The organism is Paraburkholderia sp. BL6665CI2N2 (assembly GCF_004366535.1).
In the GTDB taxonomy this organism is placed as follows: domain Bacteria; phylum Pseudomonadota; class Gammaproteobacteria; order Burkholderiales; family Burkholderiaceae; genus Paraburkholderia.
In genome coordinates this window covers 7,598,641-7,618,359 of sequence record NZ_SORC01000001.1, presented here as the reverse complement: position 1 = coordinate 7,618,359, position 19,719 = coordinate 7,598,641, and the positions used below count along the sequence as shown (strand labels likewise).

General features: G+C 64.3%; 16 protein-coding genes and 1 pseudogene. 4 read left to right on the top strand and 13 right to left on the bottom strand.

The window, feature by feature from the left end; genetic code table 11:
* Window positions 1–171 precede the first annotated feature (171 nt).
* Window positions 172–2,673: an AsmA family protein gene (locus B0G81_RS34185; RefSeq protein WP_134141610.1), complete on the bottom strand. Its 2,502-nt coding sequence runs from the start codon at window positions 2,671–2,673 to the stop codon at window positions 172–174.
* Between the two features lie 193 nt (window positions 2,674–2,866).
* Here B0G81_RS34185 and B0G81_RS34180 point away from each other — a divergent pair, with 193 nt between their 5' ends.
* Complete coding sequence (locus tag B0G81_RS34180; protein ID WP_134141608.1) at window positions 2,867–3,607, top strand: ATP-binding cassette domain-containing protein; 741 nt, start codon at window positions 2,867–2,869, stop codon at window positions 3,605–3,607.
* Window positions 3,604–4,410 (top strand): iron export ABC transporter permease subunit FetB, encoded by an 807-nt coding sequence (gene fetB / locus B0G81_RS34175; RefSeq protein ID WP_134141606.1) that lies wholly within the window; start codon window positions 3,604–3,606, stop codon window positions 4,408–4,410. Before B0G81_RS34180 ends, fetB begins: the two co-directional genes overlap by 4 nt.
* A 43-nt stretch (window positions 4,411–4,453) precedes the next feature.
* Here fetB and B0G81_RS34170 read toward each other — a convergent pair whose 3' ends face one another.
* Window positions 4,454–5,011 carry a DUF6013 family protein gene (locus tag B0G81_RS34170; RefSeq protein ID WP_134141605.1) on the bottom strand — a complete coding sequence of 186 codons (558 nt, stop codon included), beginning with the start codon at window positions 5,009–5,011 and terminating at the stop codon, window positions 4,454–4,456.
* Window positions 5,012–5,365: 354 nt separating this feature from the next.
* Entirely contained in the window at window positions 5,366–6,388 is a 1,023-nt protein-coding gene (locus tag B0G81_RS34165) for a zinc-binding alcohol dehydrogenase family protein (protein ID WP_134141603.1), read from the bottom strand.
* 163 nt (window positions 6,389–6,551) lie between these two features.
* Here B0G81_RS34165 and B0G81_RS34160 point away from each other — a divergent pair, with 163 nt between their 5' ends.
* Window positions 6,552–7,514, top strand: a complete 963-nt coding sequence (locus B0G81_RS34160) for a LysR family transcriptional regulator (RefSeq protein ID WP_134141601.1) — start codon at window positions 6,552–6,554, stop codon at window positions 7,512–7,514.
* 39 nt (window positions 7,515–7,553) lie between these two features.
* Here B0G81_RS34160 and B0G81_RS34155 read toward each other — a convergent pair whose 3' ends face one another.
* The 4 genes and pseudogenes from B0G81_RS34155 to B0G81_RS34140 all read right to left on the bottom strand — a co-directional run bounded on the left by B0G81_RS34155 (window position 7,554) and on the right by B0G81_RS34140 (window position 13,353).
* A complete protein-coding gene (locus B0G81_RS34155) occupies window positions 7,554–7,859 on the bottom strand; it encodes a hypothetical protein (RefSeq protein ID WP_116116864.1) in 306 nt (101 codons plus the stop codon).
* Between the two features lie 40 nt (window positions 7,860–7,899).
* Window positions 7,900–10,914, bottom strand: a complete 3,015-nt coding sequence (gene ligD, locus B0G81_RS34150) for a DNA ligase D (RefSeq protein ID WP_134141599.1) — start codon at window positions 10,912–10,914, stop codon at window positions 7,900–7,902.
* Window positions 10,915–10,957: 43 nt separating this feature from the next.
* Window positions 10,958–11,968: a Ku protein gene (locus B0G81_RS34145; protein ID WP_134141597.1), complete on the bottom strand. Its 1,011-nt coding sequence runs from the start codon at window positions 11,966–11,968 to the stop codon at window positions 10,958–10,960.
* Between the two features lie 132 nt (window positions 11,969–12,100).
* A pseudogene (locus B0G81_RS34140) lies at window positions 12,101–13,353 on the bottom strand (cytochrome P450).
* 434 nt (window positions 13,354–13,787) lie between these two features.
* Between B0G81_RS34140 and serB the strand changes: the two are divergent.
* Window positions 13,788–14,627 (top strand): phosphoserine phosphatase SerB, encoded by an 840-nt coding sequence (serB, locus tag B0G81_RS34135; RefSeq protein WP_134141595.1) that lies wholly within the window; start codon window positions 13,788–13,790, stop codon window positions 14,625–14,627.
* A 52-nt stretch (window positions 14,628–14,679) separates the two neighbouring features.
* Here serB and B0G81_RS45460 read toward each other — a convergent pair whose 3' ends face one another.
* The 6 genes from B0G81_RS45460 to B0G81_RS34110 form a co-directional block, all read right to left on the bottom strand.
* Window positions 14,680–14,811: a hypothetical protein gene (locus B0G81_RS45460; RefSeq protein ID WP_258193421.1), complete on the bottom strand. Its 132-nt coding sequence runs from the start codon at window positions 14,809–14,811 to the stop codon at window positions 14,680–14,682.
* Window positions 14,812–14,861: 50 nt separating this feature from the next.
* Window positions 14,862–15,311, bottom strand: coding sequence for a hypothetical protein (locus B0G81_RS34130; RefSeq protein ID WP_134141593.1), 450 nt, complete (start codon window positions 15,309–15,311; stop codon window positions 14,862–14,864).
* A gap of 177 nt (window positions 15,312–15,488) precedes the next feature.
* Entirely contained in the window at window positions 15,489–16,673 is a 1,185-nt protein-coding gene (locus B0G81_RS34125; RefSeq protein WP_134141591.1) for a cystathionine beta-lyase, read from the bottom strand.
* A gap of 138 nt (window positions 16,674–16,811) precedes the next feature.
* Window positions 16,812–17,468 (bottom strand): hypothetical protein, encoded by a 657-nt coding sequence (locus B0G81_RS34120; protein WP_134141589.1) that lies wholly within the window; start codon window positions 17,466–17,468, stop codon window positions 16,812–16,814.
* 47 nt (window positions 17,469–17,515) lie between these two features.
* Window positions 17,516–18,700: a beta-ketothiolase BktB gene (gene bktB, locus B0G81_RS34115; protein ID WP_134141587.1), complete on the bottom strand. Its 1,185-nt coding sequence runs from the start codon at window positions 18,698–18,700 to the stop codon at window positions 17,516–17,518.
* A gap of 67 nt (window positions 18,701–18,767) precedes the next feature.
* Window positions 18,768–19,718, bottom strand: coding sequence for a sugar kinase (locus tag B0G81_RS34110; protein ID WP_134141586.1), 951 nt, complete (start codon window positions 19,716–19,718; stop codon window positions 18,768–18,770).
* Window position 19,719: the final 1 nt, after the last annotated feature.

Genomic DNA, 19,719 nt, shown 5'->3' with positions numbered 1-19,719 from the left:
TCTCTCAGGTGATCTGTCTGCGCGCGTGTGCAACGTTCGCCGTGTCTCGTTTGCTCGTGACATCGTCGAAATCGTCGCGCCCGGGCGGCACACTGATCAGCCACAAAAAGATCAACGACAGGCCGCCGCCAAAACTCCAGCTCAGCCAATCCGAAGGCAGGACGAAAGGCATCAGCTTCCCTTGTATGTAGCCGCGCTGGCGGGCGACACCGCAGCCGGCTTCTTCTTATCCGTCGTAGCCGGCGACGAAGCGCCGTCCGATGATTTGTTGACCGGCGCGCCATCCAGAGAAATGGCCGACTTGGGCTGCTGCTTTACGCCCGGCGGCGGCGCCGTCGGGGCCTGGCGGATCTGCGCGAGCATCTGCGTGCACGGCAACGGCTTGTTGTTGCTCGGCGCGAGCAACGGAATCAGCGCCGCGAACGGATTGATCAGGCCGAGGCCGACCGCCGCGCCGCCGCGCAAGGCCAGCGCGGCCGCGTTCACGCCGACGTGCGGGTCCTTGAAGGTGCCTTTCACGTAGAGCGGCGAGCGCAGCGAGAAAACACGGAAACCCTTGGTATGCGGATGCACGCCGAGGTCCATCGACTCATCACGCAGATTCACGTTGCCGTCGATGTCGATCACGGCGTCGTCCGTATCGAGCGCGAACACACGCGATTCCAGCACGCCGTTGGTCGCGACAAAATCGGCGGCCGCGCAGTTGATTTTCACATCGCGATTGCCGAACAGCTTTTCATACACGACGTTCGCCACGTTCAGCCCGGCCGCTTCCATCAGCAGACGGCTCACCGTGCCGTCCGTCACCAGCGCCTTGACCTCGCCGTTCGATGTTGCCGCGAGCGCCGCCGGCGAATTGCCCGTGGCGGTCAACGCGGCGTCGCCGTTGATTTCGCCAAGGGCGTTCTGCATCGTCTTGAAGTTCGGGAACAACTGCTTGAGCTTCAGATGCCGCGCCGAGGTCGCGAAGCGGCCCTTGAGCGGCGTCGCGCTGCCGTCCAGGTGAATGTCAGAAGCGAGCGTGCCGCCGGCCACGCCAAACTTCAACGGTTCCAGCGAGAGTACGCCGTCGGTCATCACGACGTGCGTGTACAGGTCCGTGATCGGCAGATTCACGTCCTTGACGATGCGCCGGCCGGTGAACTTCACGTCGGCGTCGATCGCCTTCCAGCGGTCGGTGCGGAATTCTTCGACCGGCAGCGCCTTGTTGGACGGCTGCGCCGCCGCGTCGCCGCGCTTGGCCTTGCTGGCGTTCGAATCCGCGCCGATCACCGGCGCCAGATCGGAGAATTGCAGCAGATGCGACACGAGTTCGCCCTGCAGCAGCGGACGCGGTTCACGCGCCGTATAGGTCATTGAGCCGTTGATATCGCTGCCGCCTACCCGTCCTGTAAAATTTTCATATTTGAAGACGTTGCCGGTGGACTTGAACTGGCCGACGAGCCGTCCTTCGGTTGCATACGGGGGTGTGTCGGGCAGCGTCACGCCAGTCAGCGAATAGAGGCGCGCCATGCTATTGCCTTGCAGCCAGAGGCGCAGATCGACCGCGGCAAGATGCGCCGGATCGGTGATCGTGCCGACCAGGCCGATATGCAGATCACCCGCCTTGACATCGGCTTGCACCGGGAAGGGCCGGTTCGCGTCCTGCAGCGCGAGCACACCGCCGACCTTGCCGCTGCCCGACACCGGCGTCTTGTTGTAAGTCCCTTTGACGGTCCAGCCGATGGCGTACGGCGGGATTTCCTGCTTCGCGCCGGCTTGCGTCTGTGCCTCGCTCGCGCCCGAAGCCGAGGCCGGCGCGGACGCCACGACTGCACCGCTCGCGCCTGCAACGACGGCTTCGCTCGCGCCTTTCGAGCCGCCCGCGACCAGGCCGCCCGAGGCGCCCGTGGCCGCCGTGGTACCCGACGCGCTGATATCCGTCGACGACGCGCCCGAAGCTGCCGCCGCGGACGCCGCCGCAGCTTCCGACGCCGCTTGCGCATTCGCCTGCTGAGTCAGCTTGTTCGCACCCGACTTGCCGATGGTTTGCGCCGACGAACTGCGCGACGCCGCTTCCTGCTGCTTCATCGCTTCGCCGATCGGAATCGGCTGGCCGAGCGTGTCGATCGCCATCTGCAGATCGACCTTTTTCTGCTGATCGGACAGCGCGATATTGCCTTTGGCAAAGGCGATATCGTGCAGTTCGAGCTTCCATTCCGAAGGCGCGCTCGACGCCGCCAGCTTGAAGGTCCAGTTGTTGCGACCGTCGAGCACGCGCTCGAGGTCGACCGAAGGATTCACAAGGTTGATGGTGGGAATCACGATATCGTGCGCGAGCAGCGGCAGCACCTTGACCTGGAAGTCGATCTCGTCGAGCGTGGCAAACTGCGGCTGCTTCGTCCAGTCCGGATTGCCCACGGTGATATTGGCCGCCGAGAAACGCGGCCACGGCACCCAGCCGCGCCAGCCGGTTTCGCCGACCGGATGCCGCCAGCCGACCTTCAGATCGCCGTTGATGGCGAACGGCCTGCCGATCGCTTGCGTGACCTTGTCGTTGATATAAGGCCGTGCCCGGTTCCAGTCGAACGTCAGAATGAAAATAGTCAGCGCGACAATCAGAATGACGATAATCGCGAACAGCCACGCGATGATTTTTCCGATTCGTCGTCCTGTCGTGCTCGACACTGCCATTGAGAGGCTCCGCTAATTCTTTTACGTTGAACAACGAGCAGCACGTTGCGTGCCCGATCATTGACCACCAGCGCCATGCCGCTGGCGCTTTATTAGCGTTTTATCAGCGCCTTATCATGTTGAGCGCAGTTTGCACGCACACACACGTTGCAGCGAGCCTCAACCTTACGCATCCCCCATTACAAATTCAAACATGACCGATGTTCCCTTAGTCCTCGCCGAAGGCATCGTCCGGCGCGATGCCGTGCGCGGCCAGACCTTGCTGCAGCCGACCACCTTCGGTTTACAGGGAGGCGACCGTGTCGCGATCACCGGACCGTCCGGCTCGGGCAAGAGCGTGTTTTTGCGCGCCCTCGCGCTGCTCGATCCGCTCGATGCGGGACGCATCATGTGGCATGGCGCGCCGGTGGAACGCGCCGCCATTCCGCGCTACCGGCGCAACGTCGCGTATATCCGGCAGCGGCCCGCGCTGCTCGACGGCAGCGTCGAAGACAATCTGCGCTACCCGTTCGAGTTGCGCACGTATCGCGACGTGCGCTTCGATCGCGCGCAAGCAGCGAGCCTCGCCGCTCAGGCCGGCCGCGGCGACGACTTTCTCGACAAGCGCGCAAGCGAGTTGTCCGGCGGCGAGGCGCAGATCGCCGCGCTGATTCGCGTGCTGCAACTCGCGCCCGAGGTTCTGTTGCTCGACGAGCCGACTGCCTCGCTCGACCCGGAGTCGTCGCATGCGATCGAAGGACTGGTGCACGCATGGTTCGACGCCGATCCCGCTCGTCATGCGTCGATCTGGGTGTCCCACGATCCGGCGCAAGCCACGCGCATGAGCGCGCGGCATCTGACCATGCGCGCCGGCGTGCTCGACGAAACCGCGCGGACCGACGCATGGCCCGAGATACCGCCCGCGCATCAGTACCACCAGGAATCCGGCCAATGACACTGCAAAACCTGAGTCTGTGGGATGTCGCGATCGCCGCGTTGCTGATCGTCGTGAACGGTGCCGTCTCGGTGGCGCTCAAGCTCGATCTCGAACGCAAGCTCGCGTGGGCCGCCGTGCGCACCGTCGTGCAGTTGCTGGCGATCGGCTACGTGCTCGGCTGGGTGTTCCAGTACGACCGCTGGTACGTGGTGTTGCCGCTGATGATCGTGATGACGCTGATCGCCGGCTTCGCGGGCGCGCAACGCGGCAACCGCACGTATCGCGGACAACGCGCGGATAGCGTGCTGTCGATCTGGGTCAGTTCGTGGCTGGTCGCCGCGGTCGGGCTGTTCATCGTGATTCGCATTCACCCGTGGTACGAGCCGCAATATGCGATTCCGATTCTCGGCATGATCCTCGGCAATACGCTGACCGGCGTGTCGCTCGGCATCGAACGCATGACCGAGGAATTGACCGCGCGACGCGATCGCGTCGACATGGCGCTCGCGCTCGGCGCGACGCGTTGGGAAGCGGCACAGGCGCCCGCGCGCCAGGCGGTGCGGGCGGGCATGATGCCGACGCTCAATCAGATGGCCGTGGTCGGCGTGGTGAGCCTGCCCGGCATGATGACCGGCCAGGTGCTGGCCGGGCAATCGCCATTGCAGGCGGTGCGCTATCAGATCGTGATCATGTTCCTGATCGCCGCGTCGTCAACGCTGGGGACCGTGGGGGCGGTGCTGCTCACCTACCGGCGGCTCTTTTCCGCCGAGCACCGGTTTCTGTCGGCGCGGCTCGTGGAGCGGACCGTGGCACGGCGCTAAGCCGCCTTCAGGACCGCCGCCGTGCTCCCATCACGCGCCGGACTCAACGCTTCGCGCTGATCGCGACTTCCGTGCCGTCGCTGAGCGTGAGTGTTTTCGTGCTGCCGTTGACCGGCATCGTGAAGCGCACGATCTGGCTGACGCTCACGTCGTTCGGACACTTGAGCGTTTTGCCGCCGCTCGTGACGGTTTTCACGCCCTTCGGCGTCTGCGCCTGGAAGCTCAGTTGCACCGTCGCCGTGCCGTCGCCGGCGACCACCGGCGCGAAACGGATTTGCGTCTGCCGGATCATCGCGCCGTTGGTGTCGGTCGGTAGCGACGCATAGTTCGGGCACGCATCCGTCGCGGGAACCGGTCCGCCAGGTGGCACCGTCTTCCATGTGAAGTCGTCCGATTCGCCGGAGCGGATCGTGCGGGTTTCCTGCGAATTGCCGAACTGTTTCGACGTGACGCGCACCGTGTAGCGGATGGGACCGTCGAGGGCGGACTGGGACGTGACCGTGATCGGCGTGGCCGCGCGAGCCACCGGCACGAGCATGCCGGGCGCGAGCGCGCATGCGAGAGAAGCGACAACTGAAACGGCGGAGAGTCTGAAGCTCATACTGTCACCTCGTTGTTGTGCCGCTGCGCGCCCGCTTCAGCGCTATTGATCGCGCACTGCCTGGCTCATGATGCCGGGCCGCGAGACACGCAACTGTTTTAGCATGCTGCCCTGCCAGTCTAACGCCAAGCGGCGCTGCGCGCGCTGCCTGCGAATCGGGTGTTAACCCGCTTGCGGCGACGCGTTTTCTGCGCGTGTCGCGGCGCTCGCGCCCAAAAGCGCACGTCGCGCCGCACTGCCGCAGATCGACGCACCGGATAGCACAGTTTGATGTGCATCAAATGAACACGGCCGGCGCGCATTGCTGCGACGCCGGCCGTTTTCCGTTGCAACCCGCTTCAGGTAAAACGCTATTTAAGCCTCGAAACCCGTCAACACCAGTTTGCCGATCGCGCGCCCTTCTTCAAGCAGTTGATGCGCGCGGCGCAGATTCGCGGCGTTGATAGTGCCGAGGCTCTGGCCGACGGTCGTGCGCAGCGTGCCCGCATCGACGAGACGCGCGACTTCCGTCAACAGCTTGTGCTGCTCGATCATGTCCGGCGTGCCGAACATGGAGCGCGTGAACATGAACTCCCAATGAAAGGCGGCGCTCTTGGCCTTCAGCAGTTCGACCGGCACCGGCTGGCTGTTTTCCACGATCGTGCAGATGCTGCCTTGGGGCTTGACGACCTCGGCAGCGGCCGGGAAGTTCTTGTCGGTGTCGTTGAACATCAACACGTAATCGACCTGGTCGATGCCGAGCTTTTTCAGTTGCGCGGGCACGTCGCCGAAATGATCGACGATGTGATCCGCGCCCAGCTCCGTGGCCCATTTCGCCGATTCGGGCCGCGACGCGGTTGCGATCACCTTCAGCTTCGCGAGTTGCTTCGCCAGTTGGATGCCGACCGAGCCGACCCCGCCCGCGCCGCCGAAAATCAGCACGCTGCGGCCTTCGTCCGCGCCTTGCGGCGACACGCCGAGGCGGTCGAACAACGCTTCCCAGGCGGTGATCGCGGTCAACGGCAGCGCGGCCGCGTGAGTGAAATCGAGCGACGCCGGCTTGCGCCCGACGATCCGTTCATCGACCAGATGGAACTCGCTGTTGGCGCCCGGCCGCGTAATGCTGCCCGCATAGAACACCGGATCGCCGACCTTGAACAGCGTGACGTCCGGGCCGACCGCGGCCACGGTGCCGGCAGCATCCCAACCGAGGATGCGCGGCGTCTTTTCGAGCGTGTCTTTCGGCGCGCGCACCTTGGCGTCCACCGGATTGACGGAAATCGCCTCGACCTTGACCAGCAGATCGCGACCAGTGGCTTCCGGTTTCGGAATCTCGACATCGACCAGGGCTTCCGCTTGATCGATCGGCAAATAGCGATAGAGACCGACGGCTTTCATACATGCTCCTGTTGGTTCAAATCAGAGTGAAAGGATCGCCATCTTTGCGACAGCCCGGTGGTGCCGGTTGCGCGTCGGCGATTCCATTGGCGTCATCCTACGGCGGCTCTTATTCTTTTAAAACCGTCATAATGACTGAAACATTTTTTGGAATTTCAGAAGAATGAACTCGCCTCCTGTTCAGGTTTCGTCCGAGCGCACGCCACCGGGCGACCGGGAGCGGCTCGATCTGCTCGACGTCGCCCTGTTCGTGCGCGCCGCGTTGCTGGCCAACGTGTCGGCGGCCGGACGCGAGTTTGGTTTATCTGCGGCGGTGGCCAGTTCCCGCATCGCGCAACTGGAAAAGCTGCTCGGCGCGCGTTTGCTGCACCGAACCACTCGCCGCATCAGCCTCACGCAGGACGGTGAAGTCTTCATGACGCGCGCCGAAGCCCTGCTCGACGCGGCCGCCGCCGCGCGCGCCTCGGTGGGCCGGGCGCAGGCCGAGCCGCAGGGCCGCTTGCGCGTCTCGATGCCGTCGTCGTTCGGACGGCAGCACGTGTCGCCGGTAATCGGCGAATTTCTGCGCCGCTATCCCGGCGTGAGCGTCGATTTGCGGCTCACCGATCAACTGGTCGATCTCGTCGATGCGGGTATCGACGTGGCGATCCGCGTCGGCGCGCTGAAGGATTCGTCGCTGGTGGCGCGGCGCCTCGCGGTGAACCGGCGGGTGCTGTGCGCCGCGCCCGCTTACCTTGCCGCGCGCGGTACGCCGCATCATCCTTCGGACCTCGCGGAGCACGAGTGCATGATTCTGTCGGACCAGCGCGACTGGTCCTTCGTGACGCCGGCCGGACCGCTCACGGTGCGCGTGAGCGGGCGCCTCGTCACGGACAACGGCGAAGTGATCCGCGACGCCCTGCTCGCTGGATTCGGCATCGCACTCAAATCGACGTGGGACGTCGCGCCGTATTTGCGCAGCGGCGAACTGGTCAGCGTACTGGACAGCTATCCGCTCGCCGACAGCGTGGCGATCTGGGGCGTGTACCCGAGCCGTTCGTTCGTGCCGCCGAAGACGCTCGCCTTCATCGAATTTGTGGCGGCCCATTTTGGCGATCCGCCTTACTGGGACAGAGAGCCGGTTTGAGACCGAAGCGCCGGCGACCGCGCTCAAACCGACGCATGGTTAGTGCTTGTTGCCGCGTGCGCCGCCGGTTCCTTTGTCATCGGAGTTGACGTCGGTGTGAGCATCGTTCTGCGTCTTCTGCTGATACTCGCCGCCGCCGCGGCGGTCGGTATCTTTCAGACCGCGTTCGAGGTCGCGATGCGCCTGCTTGCCGACTTGGCGCGGGCCGTCCTCATGCTGCGACTCCGGATTCTGATCGGCTTCATGAGGCAGAGGCGCGGCGGCTTCCTGCATCGATTGGGGCTGCTTTTTTGCGTGCCGGTCCGCCTGCTTGTCGCCGTCGGACGATTGCGGTGAAGTCTTCATGGTATTGCTCCTTATCGTTCTGAATCGGGTCCGGCCGAGTTTATTGCGCATCGACCAGACGTTTTTTCATGGCTGCGGTGATGCGCTGACGCGTCTTCGCATAGTCCGCCCACGGGTCGCTTTTGAGGTCGGCGAGGCGTTCGTGCAGATTCTCGATAGTCCATTGATCGCCGCCCTTGGTGCCGGCGACCTCGTCCCACGCGAGCGGCACCGATACACCGAGGCCCGGACGCGCCCGCGCCGAGAATGCCGCGACCGTGCTGGAACCGCGGTTGTTGCGCAGATAGTCGACGAAGATTTTCTGCTTGCGATTCTGCGCGCCCATCTTTGCGCTGAAATACTTCGGCAGCGTTGCCGCCATGTGCTGCGCGACGGCTTGCGAGAAGTCCTTTACTTCGTCCCAGCCGGCCTGCTTCGCGAGCGGCACGACCACATGCAAGCCCTTGCCGCCGCTCGTCTTGCAGAACGACTTGAGGCCGAGTTCTTCGAGCAGCGAACGCGTGAGTTGCGCGGCTTCGATCATGCGTTCCCAACCTAGCGCCGCATCGGGGTCGAGGTCGAACACCACGCGGTCGGGCTTTTCGATATTCGACACGACGGCATTCCACGTGTGAAATTCGACGGTGCCCATTTGCGCGGCGCCGACCAGCGCTTTGATGGTATCGACGGTAATCAGCGGCGGATGCCCGGGATCGAGGTCCGGATGCTGCGTGACATTCGGAATCGACAGCTTCTGGCTGTGCTTCTGAAAAAACAGCTCGCCGCCGATGTCCTCGGGCGCACGCACCAGCGACACCGGACGGTCTTTCAGATGCGGCAGCATCCATTCGGCGACCGACTCGTAGTACTGCACGAGATCGATCTTGCGCGCGCCGCTGCTTTTGTCGATGATCCGGTCGGGATGTGAGATGCGGACCCCGGCGACTTCGGCGGGCGGCGCAGCGGTGTTTGTTTTTGCGGGTGCGGGTTTGGTGGCTTTGGTTTTGGCGGCCGAGGTTTTCGTTGCAGCGGATTTCGTTGCAGCGGATTTCGTTGCGGCGGTTTTTGCGGCACTGACCTTTGCGCCGGCTTTCTCTGCGTCGCGGCTTTTTACGCTGGCCTCATTCGCGTCCGCCGTTTTCGCGTTGGCCTTCGATTTCGCCGCGCCAGTCTTCTCTTCACCGGAGGCGGCCACCGTGCTGGCGGAAGTTTTCCGCGCCGCACGTTTCTTCGGCGCGTCGTCGGAGATGGAATCGGTTTGCTGTTGCACGTCGGCTCCCTGGCGAGGTGTTTCCTTGACGATCTGGCGCGCCGGCTTGTCGTTGCGCAGACTCACGAACGACGCCTGACGCACGATGCCGTCACTCGTCCATTCCGCGAAATTGCATTCGGCTACGAGCACCGGTTCGACCCAATGCACCGGCGTGCGGCTGCGCTCGCGCGGCGCGGCCGCAAACGGCATGCGCTCGGTCGCGTGCGCGTCGAGTTCTTTCTTGACCGAGCGCAGCAGCGCCGCGTCGAAGCCGGTGCCCACACGCCCTGCGTAATTCAATTTGCCTTTGCTGTCGTATACGCCGAGCAGCAGCGCGCCGAACGCCGCGCGGCTGCCGGACGGTTCCGAATAGCCGCCAATCACGAACTCCTGACGCCGGCGGCATTTCAACTTGATCCACGTCGACGAACGTCCCGACAGATAGCCGCTGTCGCGCCGCTTGCCGATGATGCCCTCCAGCGCCATATCGCACGCGCTTCTGAGCAGGTCTTCCGCGCTGAAGTCGAAATTGTTCGAGAAACGCAGCACGCTGTCGTCGACGTCTTCCAGCAAGGCGCGCAGTATCGCGCGACGCTGTTCGAGCGGCACGCCGCGCAAGTCGTAGCCGTTCAGAAACGGTATATCGAACAGGTAGACGATGATGTCTTGTGGACGGTTCGCATCGAACGCGTTCTGCAGCGCCTGAAAATTCGGTACGCCGTTCTGGTCCAGCACCACGGCTTCGCCGTCGAGCCATGCGCTTTCGATGCCGAGTTGTTCGAACGCCTTGACCTGTTTGCTGAACTTCGCGGTCCAGTCGTTGCCGGCGCGCGTGAACACCTTGACGGCGCCCGCCTTCGCGTCGCGATCGATTCGGGCCAGCACACGGTAGCCGTCGAACTTGATTTCATACGACCATTCGTCGCCGGGCGGCGCGGCATCGACGAGCGTCGCCAGTTGCGGCTTGAAGGTCGCGGGCAAGCGGGTTTTCACGGCGCCCTCGATCGAGGGCGCGGCGGCGAGTTCGCGCAGCGACTCTGCGTTGCGCGTCGCCACGATGTCCGGTCGCCTGGGATCGGCGTTGGATGAAGCGGCTTTCGCGCCGGTCTTGCCGGTTCGTTTTGCGGATGACGTCGTATCAGAAACGGCCGCAGTGGCTGCCGCAGTTTTGCGTGTGCCCCTGGTTGCCGCTGACTTCGTCATTTGCTTTCCGCCTTTGCCCGACGAAGCGCTGCCGCTGAGCACGCTGCCTGGACGCTTCTTCAGAATGTCGTAGTCGCTCTCGTCGCGCGCTTCGTCGTCGCGTTCCTTGATCAGCAGCCATTGCTCCTTGTCGGCGCTACCGCGCATATGGCTGCGCACCAGGGTCCAGCCGCCTCGCAGTTTTTCGCCATGCAAACGGAATTTGAGTTTGCCGGCTGCGTAAGAACGCGCCGCTTCCGACGCGCCGCCGACCGGTTCCCACGTGCCGCGATCCCACACGATCACACTGCCAGCACCGTAGTTGCCCGGCGGGATTTCGCCTTCGAAAGAACCGTATTCGACCGGATGGTCCTCGACATGCACCGCCAGTCGTTTCACCGACGGATCGAGACTCGGCCCTTTCGGCACCGCCCACGACAGGAGCGTGCCGTTCAGTTCGAGCCGGAAGTCGTAGTGCAAGCGCCGTGCGTCGTGCTCCTGAATCACGTATGAGAGCGCCTCGCCGGCTGCCTGGACGGTCGTTTTCCGGCCGCCTGGTTTGCGCCTGGCGCGCGTGCCCGCCGGCTCCGGCGTGTCGTCGAAGCGGCGCTTGCGGTTGTAGAGATCGAGTCTGTCGTTCATGGCGATGACGTCGTCGTGTGTGGCTCAGGCGCGATGCCGACGATCAGGCCGCCGCGCGACGTTTGCGGGCCGCCGGCGTCGATGAGGTTTTGGTGCTCGCGCGGCCGCTGGTGCCACCGGCGCGCGTTGTTGTTTTACTCGCCGAGCGAGCCGTGCGTGGCTTCTTGCGGGCCGGCGTCTCGGCCTCCGCATCCGCATCGGCCTCATCGCCGTCGTCGTCCGCGGCGCGCTTGCGGCCGCCCGCCGCCGGCTTGCTCTTGCCGCGCCCCAAGCTGCGCTTGAGCAGATCCGATAGATCGAGGATGTCGGCGGATTGACGCGACTCGTGCGGCGCTTCGACTTCGGTGATTTCCTCGGTCTTGCCCGCGCGAATCTTGCGATCGACCAGCGCCATGATGTCGTCGCGGAAGGTGTCGTGATACTGCGACGGGTCCCACTTGTCGCTCATGTCGTCGATCAGTTTCTTCGCCATGTCGAGTTCGCGCGCGGACACGCCCGCCGCCTTCACACCATCGGCCGGCAGCTTGAATTCGTCGAAATCGCGCACCTCCGCGGCCCAACGCAGCGTGTTCAGAGCCAGCACCGGACCCACAGGAATCAGCGCCGCCAGATGCTGCTTGTTGTGCAGCACCACGCTCGCCACGCCGATCTTGCCGGACGCCTTCATGGCTTCGCGCAGCAGCGCGTAGACCTTTTCGCCCTTGCGGTCGGGCGTGAGGAAATAAGGTGTGTCGAGATAGAGAAACGAGATATCGGGGGCGTCGACAAACGCCAGAATATCGACCGTTTGCGTCGACTCGGGGTTCGCCGAGCGGATCTCGTCGTCGGAGAGCACGACGTACTTGTCCTTCTCGTACTCGAAGCCGCGCACGATGTTATCGCGCGTCACATCCTTGCCGGTGCGCTTGTTGATCTGCTTGTAGCCGATCGGATCGATCGTGCGCTTATCCAGCAGATTGAAGCCGACTTTCTCGGACTGCGTCGCCGGATATAACTGCACCGGCACGTGAACGAGGCCGAAGCTGATTGCGCCTTTCCAGATCATGTGTGCCATCGTGCGTTCCCCTGGGCCTAAGACCTGACACGAAGCAGCAAGCGTGCCACGGCTTTGCGGGCAGCGCCGGCGCGCGGCGCGGTACGACGGGCGCCGGCACAGGCTGTAAGTCTTGCGTCAGCACGGCAAAAGCTACGCCTTGCGGCTGGCGGCCGGTACAAGTTCCAGCGGCACTTCGGCGAAGCCGCGAAAGCGGACGCGACCGCCGCGCGTCGGCTCGCCATCGAGGCGATAGTCGGGAAAACGCTGCACGAAGCGGCCGATCGCGATGCGCGCCTCGAGCCGCGCGAGCGACAAGCCGGCGCACTGATGGATGCCGAAGCCGAATGCCAGATGCCGGTTCGGATCGCGGCGATGTCGAAGCGGTCCGGATCCGTGAACTGCTCCGGGTCGCGATTGGCCGCGCCGATGCACAGCGTGACCGGCGTGCCGCGCGCCACCGCGACGCCGCCGATCTCCGTGTCGACGGTCGCCATGCGGTTGCCGAGCTGGTTCGAACTCTCGAAACGCAGGCATTCCTCCACCGCGGATTCGATCAGCGACGGCTCGTGAAGCAGCGCCGCGCGCTGCTCGGGCCACTGCGTCAACGTGACGAGGCCGTTGCCGATCAGATTGGTGGTCGTCTCATGGCCGGCGTTCAGAATGAAAATGCAGTTCTGCAGCAACTCCGCTTCCGATAGCTGCTCGCCGCCCTCCTCGCCCTGAATCAGACGCGTCAGCACGTCATGCTGCGGGTCGCCGGGCGCGCGCCGGCGCCGCGCCACCAGATCGCGCAGATAGCCGACGAATTCGTCCACCGCGCGATTGCCGCGTTCGAACTGCGCTGCGGTCAGCGACGGCTCGAGCGCGCCCAGAATCGCGAGCGACCAGTCACGCAAGGGCTCGCGCTCCGCGTGCGGCACATCCAGCAGATTGCCGATGATCTCGACCGGAATCGCCGACGCGAACTCGCCGATCAGATCGATCCGGCCGCGTGCGGCGGCGGCATCGAGCAAGCCGTCGACGAGGCGTACCAGCCCGGGCTCCATCGCCGCGATGGCGCGCGCCGTCAGCGCCCCGGCGATCAGCTTGCGCACGCGCGTGTGGCGCGGCGGGTCGTTGAAGACCAGACTCGTGGTGTGATGCGCATAGAGCGGCGAGTCGCCGTACTTCGGCTTGAATTCGACGGTCTTGTCGGAACTGAAGGTTTTCGCGTCGCGATACACGGCCTGCACGTCACGAAACCGCGTCAGAAATAGCGAGCCGTCCGGCATGCGCTTGACCGGTTCGTGAGTGCGCAATGCGTGATAGACCGGATAGGGATCGGCGTGGAAAGCGGGATCGAGGTGGCGCAAATCGAAGTCGCGAGCAAGAGCGGATGCGTCGCTGGCGGTCGCCGGGGGCATGCGTGTCTCCGTAGTGGTGCGCCTCGTCATGAATGCCGGTGCGTTCACGTGGCGGACGTTGCACGCCGCGAAGAGGCGGATGCGACGGTCGGTGCGCGCAGCGGCTGCGGAGCGTCGTTCGATGCGCCAGTATGAACTGGGCGCCGCAGGATTGCACGGTGCGCTGCGAGGTGGGGCGTGGCGTGGCCTGGCGTTTCCTGCGGATTGCCAAAAGTGCGGTGCACTGCGAAGCCTGGCGCTCCGCTACCGATTGCCGAAGGCGCGGTGCGATGCGAGATGCGGCGCGGCGTTCGCCGCGGATTGCCAAAGGCGCGCAGCCGTCCCGCTCTCCGAGCGGATCGCCAGCGGCAAGGCCAACCGGCGAACCGTTACAATAGCGGGATTTTCCGCGCGCGCCGCGCGCCGTCCTTTTCCGCGTTACTGCGTCGTCGTCCATGAACCTCGTCATTCAAAGCCCCGCGCCCCTATCCGCCGACCATCACAAAGCACTCGTCGCGCTGGCGCGCGGTTCGCACGCCAGCGTCGTCGACGCGAACGCGATTCGCATTGCGGACGCCGACATCGCCCAGCGCGCCGACCTCGACGTCTATTGCGGCACCCATCAACTGGACTACGCGTTTGTCGAAGCTGGCCGCCAGTTGCGCGACTTCGGGCTAGTTGCGATGGACATGGATTCGACGCTAATCACGATCGAATGTATCGATGAGATTGCTGACTTCTGCGGACTGAAAGCGGAAGTGGCCGCGATCACCGAAGCCTCGATGCGCGGCGAAATCAAGGACTTCAACGAAAGCCTGACGCGCCGCGTGGCGCTGCTCGAAGGCCTCGACGCAAGCGCGCTGGAACGTGTGTACGAAGAGCGGCTGCAACTCTCGCCGGGCGCCGAGCGCATGCTGGCTGGCGCGAAGGCGGCCGGGTTGAAAACGCTGCTGGTGTCGGGCGGATTCAACTTCTTCACCGAGAAACTGAAGGCACGTCTGGGCCTTGATTTCACTCGCGCCAACACGCTTGAAATCGTGGATGGCAAACTGACCGGCAAGGTGGTCGGCGAGATTGTCAACGCCGATGTCAAAGCACGCACGCTGCGCGAAACATGCGCGCAACTGGGCATTGAAACGAGCCGCGCCATTGCCATGGGCGATGGCTCCAACGATCTGAAAATGATGGCCGAAGCCGGGCTCTCCGTTGCGTTCCGTGCGAAGCCGGTGGTGCGCGAAGCGGCTAGCGTGGCGTTCAACTATGTCGGCTTGGATGGGTTGCTGCGGCTGTTCTGATGCCGGTTGGATGCGCTGGCCGACGCAATGGCGGCCAGCGCCGGCAGTGATGTCATTTTTTCAGAACGTCCACTGCGATTAACGCCAGCATGCTGGCGAAATCGACGACACCGATAATCCCACACCACTTCAGAAAGCGCGCGTAGTTTTCCTCTACTGTCAGCCACATTGTCATTTTTTTCACGAATGCCTCCTTTGAGAAGACAAGTATAAATGCTGCACTATCTAAAAAATCTATCTCAGGTGCACATGTAGGAATGCCAATATAAAGGCAGCGCCGCAAGCGAAGAGGATTGACATAGCTATCTCCATGCGCGAGAAAGCTCCATCAGCAAATGGTTTGTTTCGCGGCGACGCCTTAGTCCTGGTCCGTTCGTAATGCGTGTTGACCAGACCCGACATCACGAGGCTGGAACAGGTAAATGCCGCCACGCACAATCCGGCTGCGTAGTACGCCAGAACCGGCGCCTCGGCACTTCCGCGCGCCAGCGCCGTCACCACTTCATATAACGCCGACGCGCACAAGCCGATCGCACACCAGAACAGTTGGCCGTCTTTCACCGAGCCGGCAATCAACGCCTTTGCGACGTGCCAGCCGTGCGCGGGCGCGACGAGCACTAGCGTAAAGATCGGGCCGATGATCGGCACGCCGAGATTCAGCAACACCCAGAAGAAAAGATTCATCGAAGCTCACCATAGTGCGGCAACCGTAAGTTGGGATGCGCACCGTCGTAGCGTCGAGACCGCACGCCGAACATTCGGCCGAATGGTTAGGCTTACTGGCTATCTTGACAAGAAAAAAACCCACCGGGAACATGTCCCGATGGGCTCACTTCTCCAACGAAAAAAGTCGACCTTGCGTTATCCGAGCGCCGCCAGAGACTGCTCGATATCCGCACGCAGGTCCGCCTCGGCTTCGAGGCCGATATAGAACCGCACCAGCGTCCCGCCGTGCGGCCATTGGCCCGCCGTGCGCATCGACGCGACGTCGTACGGCATCACGAGACTGTGCGCACCGCCCCAGCTCCAGCCGAGCGAGAACAGCTCGAGCGACTCGCAGAACGTGTCGATTTGCGCCGCGCTGTAGCGGCCGTCGAACACGACGGAAAACAGCCCGCCCGCGCCCGTGAAGTCACGCTTATAAAACTCATGGCCAGGACAGTCGGAGAGCGCCGGGTGCAACACCGCGGCAATTTCCGGCCGCGTTTTCAGCCATTTGGCCAGGCCGAGCGCCGCGCGGTCATGCTGCTCGAAGCGTAGTTGCATGCTCGGCAGGCTGCGCAGAATCAGCGAGCAGTCGTCCGACGAAACGCCAATCCCCATGCGCATGCGCGCCGCCTTCAGCTTCAGATGCAGTTCGCGATCGACGGTAATGGTCGCGCCCATCAGCACATCGCCGCCGCCTGATTGATATTTGGTGAGTGCCTGCACCGAGATGTCGACGCCGTGATCGAACGGCCGGAAACCGAGCCCCGCCGACCACGTGTTGTCGATCGCGGTGACGACGTTGCGCGCGCGCGCCGCCGCGGTGATGGCGGGCACGTCGGCTACTTCCATGGTCACCGAGCCGGGCGCTTCGAGCCAGATCAGGCGCGTGTTCGGCTGGATCAGCGCGGCGATTCCCGCGCCGATCATCGGATCGTAGTAGCGCACGGTGATGCCGAAATCGCGCGCCAGCCAGTCGCCGTGATCGCGATTCGGCGAATAGACGTTATCGGGAATCAGCACGTCGTCGCCGGCCTTGACGATGCCGAAGTACACGTTCGAGATCGACGACAGCCCCGACGGCTGCAGCAACGCATGATTGCCGCCCTCGATGGTGGCGAGGCGCTGCGCGAGCGCGAGCGACGTCGGCGTGGCATGCAGGCCGTAGCGCCATTGCGCATCGTTTTTCCAGTCGAGCGCGCGCATGGTCGCGAGATCGGGGAACACGACCGTCGACGCCCGCGTGACCGGCATCGAGAACGATTCGAAGCCCGGCGTGAGCTGGTCCTCGGCACGTACGATGCGGGTTTGCAGTTCGCGTTGGAGTTTGGATTGGGTCATGGTGAATTCTGGTGAGAAGCGGACGGGAACGGAGGGCGCGCGGTGTCAGGGCGCGCCGCCCACGCAAGAGTAGACGAGCCTGCGGGATTTCGCTCGCGACACAGCGCGCGAGCGGTTGGGCGCCACGGGGCTGTGGCTTCACTCGCCGGTTCGCAGGTTGCTGACGCCGCCGACGGCGTGGCCGCCGGCAGTGGCGGCGCTCGAAGCCGGCGCCGTGGCGGCGCCCGCGGAAGGCTGCGCCGTAGCCTCGTTCGTCGCGGCCGCGGCTGCGGTCGCCGGTGCGCCCGGAGGCGGGACCGACTGCCCTGCCGCCAGCGGCTTCAGGTCGAACGGCTGCGGGTCGGAATCGTCGACGTTCATGCGCTCGCCCGCCACCGAGCCGTCCGCCGCGAACTTGCCGACCCAGTTGCCGGTGATATGCGTGCCGTCGTTCGATTCCTCGACTTCGAGCGTATCGCCATCCCGGTCGCCCGCGATCAGGATCACCGCGCCGGTGTCCGTGAACTGATACTCGCCGTGCACGCCGGACGGGTCGTCGCTTTTCGGGCCGAGCTTCAGCACGATCTGGTGTGAGCCCAGCATGCCGGCGTAGCGCGGGAACTTCGCGAATTCGGGGCTCGGCTTGAGTGGCAACTGGATCGGCGGCGGTGCCGCCAACGCCTTCACCGCGTCGCTCTCCGCCCATGCCTGCGCGGGCAGCATCGTCGCCGCGCCGGCACACAGCAATACGGCAGCGCTCGTCACCCACCAACCGCGCCGGCGCACCGCACCCTTCATCGCTTTCAATTCCCGCATCCTTCCTTTCCTTTACTCGATACTACTTACGGCCGACGTGCCGCGCTTCAGATCCGTTCGAAGATCGCCGCGATGCCTTGCCCGCCGCCAATGCACATCGTAACGAGCGCATAACGCCCCCCAATCCGCTGCAGCTCGTACAGCGCCTTGACGGTGATGAGCGCACCGGTCGCACCGATCGGATGGCCGAGCGAAATGCCCGAGCCGTTCGGATTGACCTTGGCCGGATCGAAGCCCAGTTCCTTGCTGACCGCGCAGGCCTGAGCGGCGAACGCTTCGTTGGCCTCGATCACGTCGAGGTCGGCGACCGTCAGCCCGGCGCGCTCGAGCGCGCGGCGCGTGGCCGGCACCGGGCCGATGCCCATGTACGCCGGATCGACGCCGGCATGCGCGTACGACACCAGCCGCGCCAGCGGCTTGATGCCGCGCTGTTCGGCGAGGCTGCGCTCCATCAGCACGACCGCCGCGGCGGCGTCGTTAATGCCCGACGCATTGCCCGCCGTCACCGTACCGTTTTCTTTCGCGAACACCGGCTTCAGCTTGGAAAAATCTTCCGCCGACGCGTTCATGCGCGCGTGTTCGTCCGTGTCGAACACGACGTCGCCTTTCTTCGACGGAATCGTGATCGGCAGAATCTGTTGTTTGAAGTACCCGCTTGTGATCGCGTTGGCCGCGCGGCGATGCGATTCGAGGGCGAGCGCGTCCTGCGCTTCGCGCGAGATGTCGTATTTGCGCGCGACGTTCTCGGCGGTCACGCCCATATGGATCGACTGGAACGGGTCGTTCAGCGCGCCGACCATCATGTCGACGAGGCGCGCGTCGCCCATGCGTTGACCGAAGCGCGCGGCCGGCATGGAGTAAGGCGCGCGGCTCATGTTTTCCGCCCCGCCGCCGATCGCGATGTCGGCGTCGCCGAGCAGCACGCTTTGGGCGGCCGACACGATAGCCTGCAGGCCGGAGCCGCACAGACGGTTCACCGTCAACGCCGGCGCATGTTGCGCAACGCCGCCGTTGATTGCGGCCATGCGCGCCAGGTACATGTCTTTCGGTTCAGTGTGCACGACGTTGCCGAACACCACGTGGCCGACTTCGTCGCCCGACACATTGGCGCGCGCCAGCACTTCGCGCACCACGCGTGCGCCGAGATCGGTAGGCGAAAAATCCTTCAGGCTGCCGCCGAAACCGCCGATTGCCGTACGCACACCGCTTACCACCACTACGTCCCGTTGCATCGCTCGCTCCTCTTTAGTCTCTCAAGATGATCTTGCCTCGGCGGGTGGCGCTCTGTAGCGCGCGTATTCAGCCCGCCAGAAGTTGTTCGACCGTCGCGCGCGAAGGAATCGGCGCGACCGCGCCGTAACCTTGCGTGGACAGCGCAGCGGCGACGTTCGCGTAACGCGCCGCGGCAAACGGATCGTCGCCCGCGACGATGCGCGCGATGAATGCGCCACCGAAGCAGTCGCCCGCGCCGGTTGCATCGACGGCATTGACGACGTGGCCCGGCACGACGCGCCGCTCGTTCGGCGTCGCGATATACGAGCCCTCTTTGCCGAGCTTCAGTGCAACCACGCTCGGGCCGTGCGACAGCAGGAAATCGACGATCTCGTCACGGCCGGTCAGGCCCGTGAGGTCGGTGACGTCGTCCCAACTCGGCAAGCAGATGTCGGTCTGACGGATCGCTTCGAGCATCACGGCGCGCGCCCGCGCGAGCGGCCACAGCTTCAGACGCAGATTGGTGTCAAAGCTCACGCGCACGCCGTTGGCGCGCGCATGCGCGATCGCTTCCAACGCTGCGTCGCACGCGCTGAGACTGATCGCGAGACTGATGCCCGACAGATGAATCACCTTGGCTGCGGCGATCGCGTCGAGCGGCAGATCGTGCGGCGCGTAGCGGCTTGCGGCCGAGCCGGCGCGCAGATAATCGAACGCGTGGCCGTTCGGGCCGTGCGACACGAAATACACACCCGTGGACGCCTGCGGATCGATGCGCACCAGCGACGTGTCTACTTGTTCACGCTCCCACAGATCGACCAGCAAACGCCCGAAATGATCCGCGCCGACCGCCGACACGAAACCGGTCCGCGCGCCTTGCCGTGCAGCCGCGATACAGAAGTTCGACGTATCGCCGCCGAAGCCTTGCAGATAGTTCAGCTGGTCTTTGGCCGACTGGTTGAATTCGATCATCGCCTCGCCGAGCGCGAGGATTTCGGGACGCCTAGACTGCGGCATTGCGGTCGTGCTGGGCGTCATC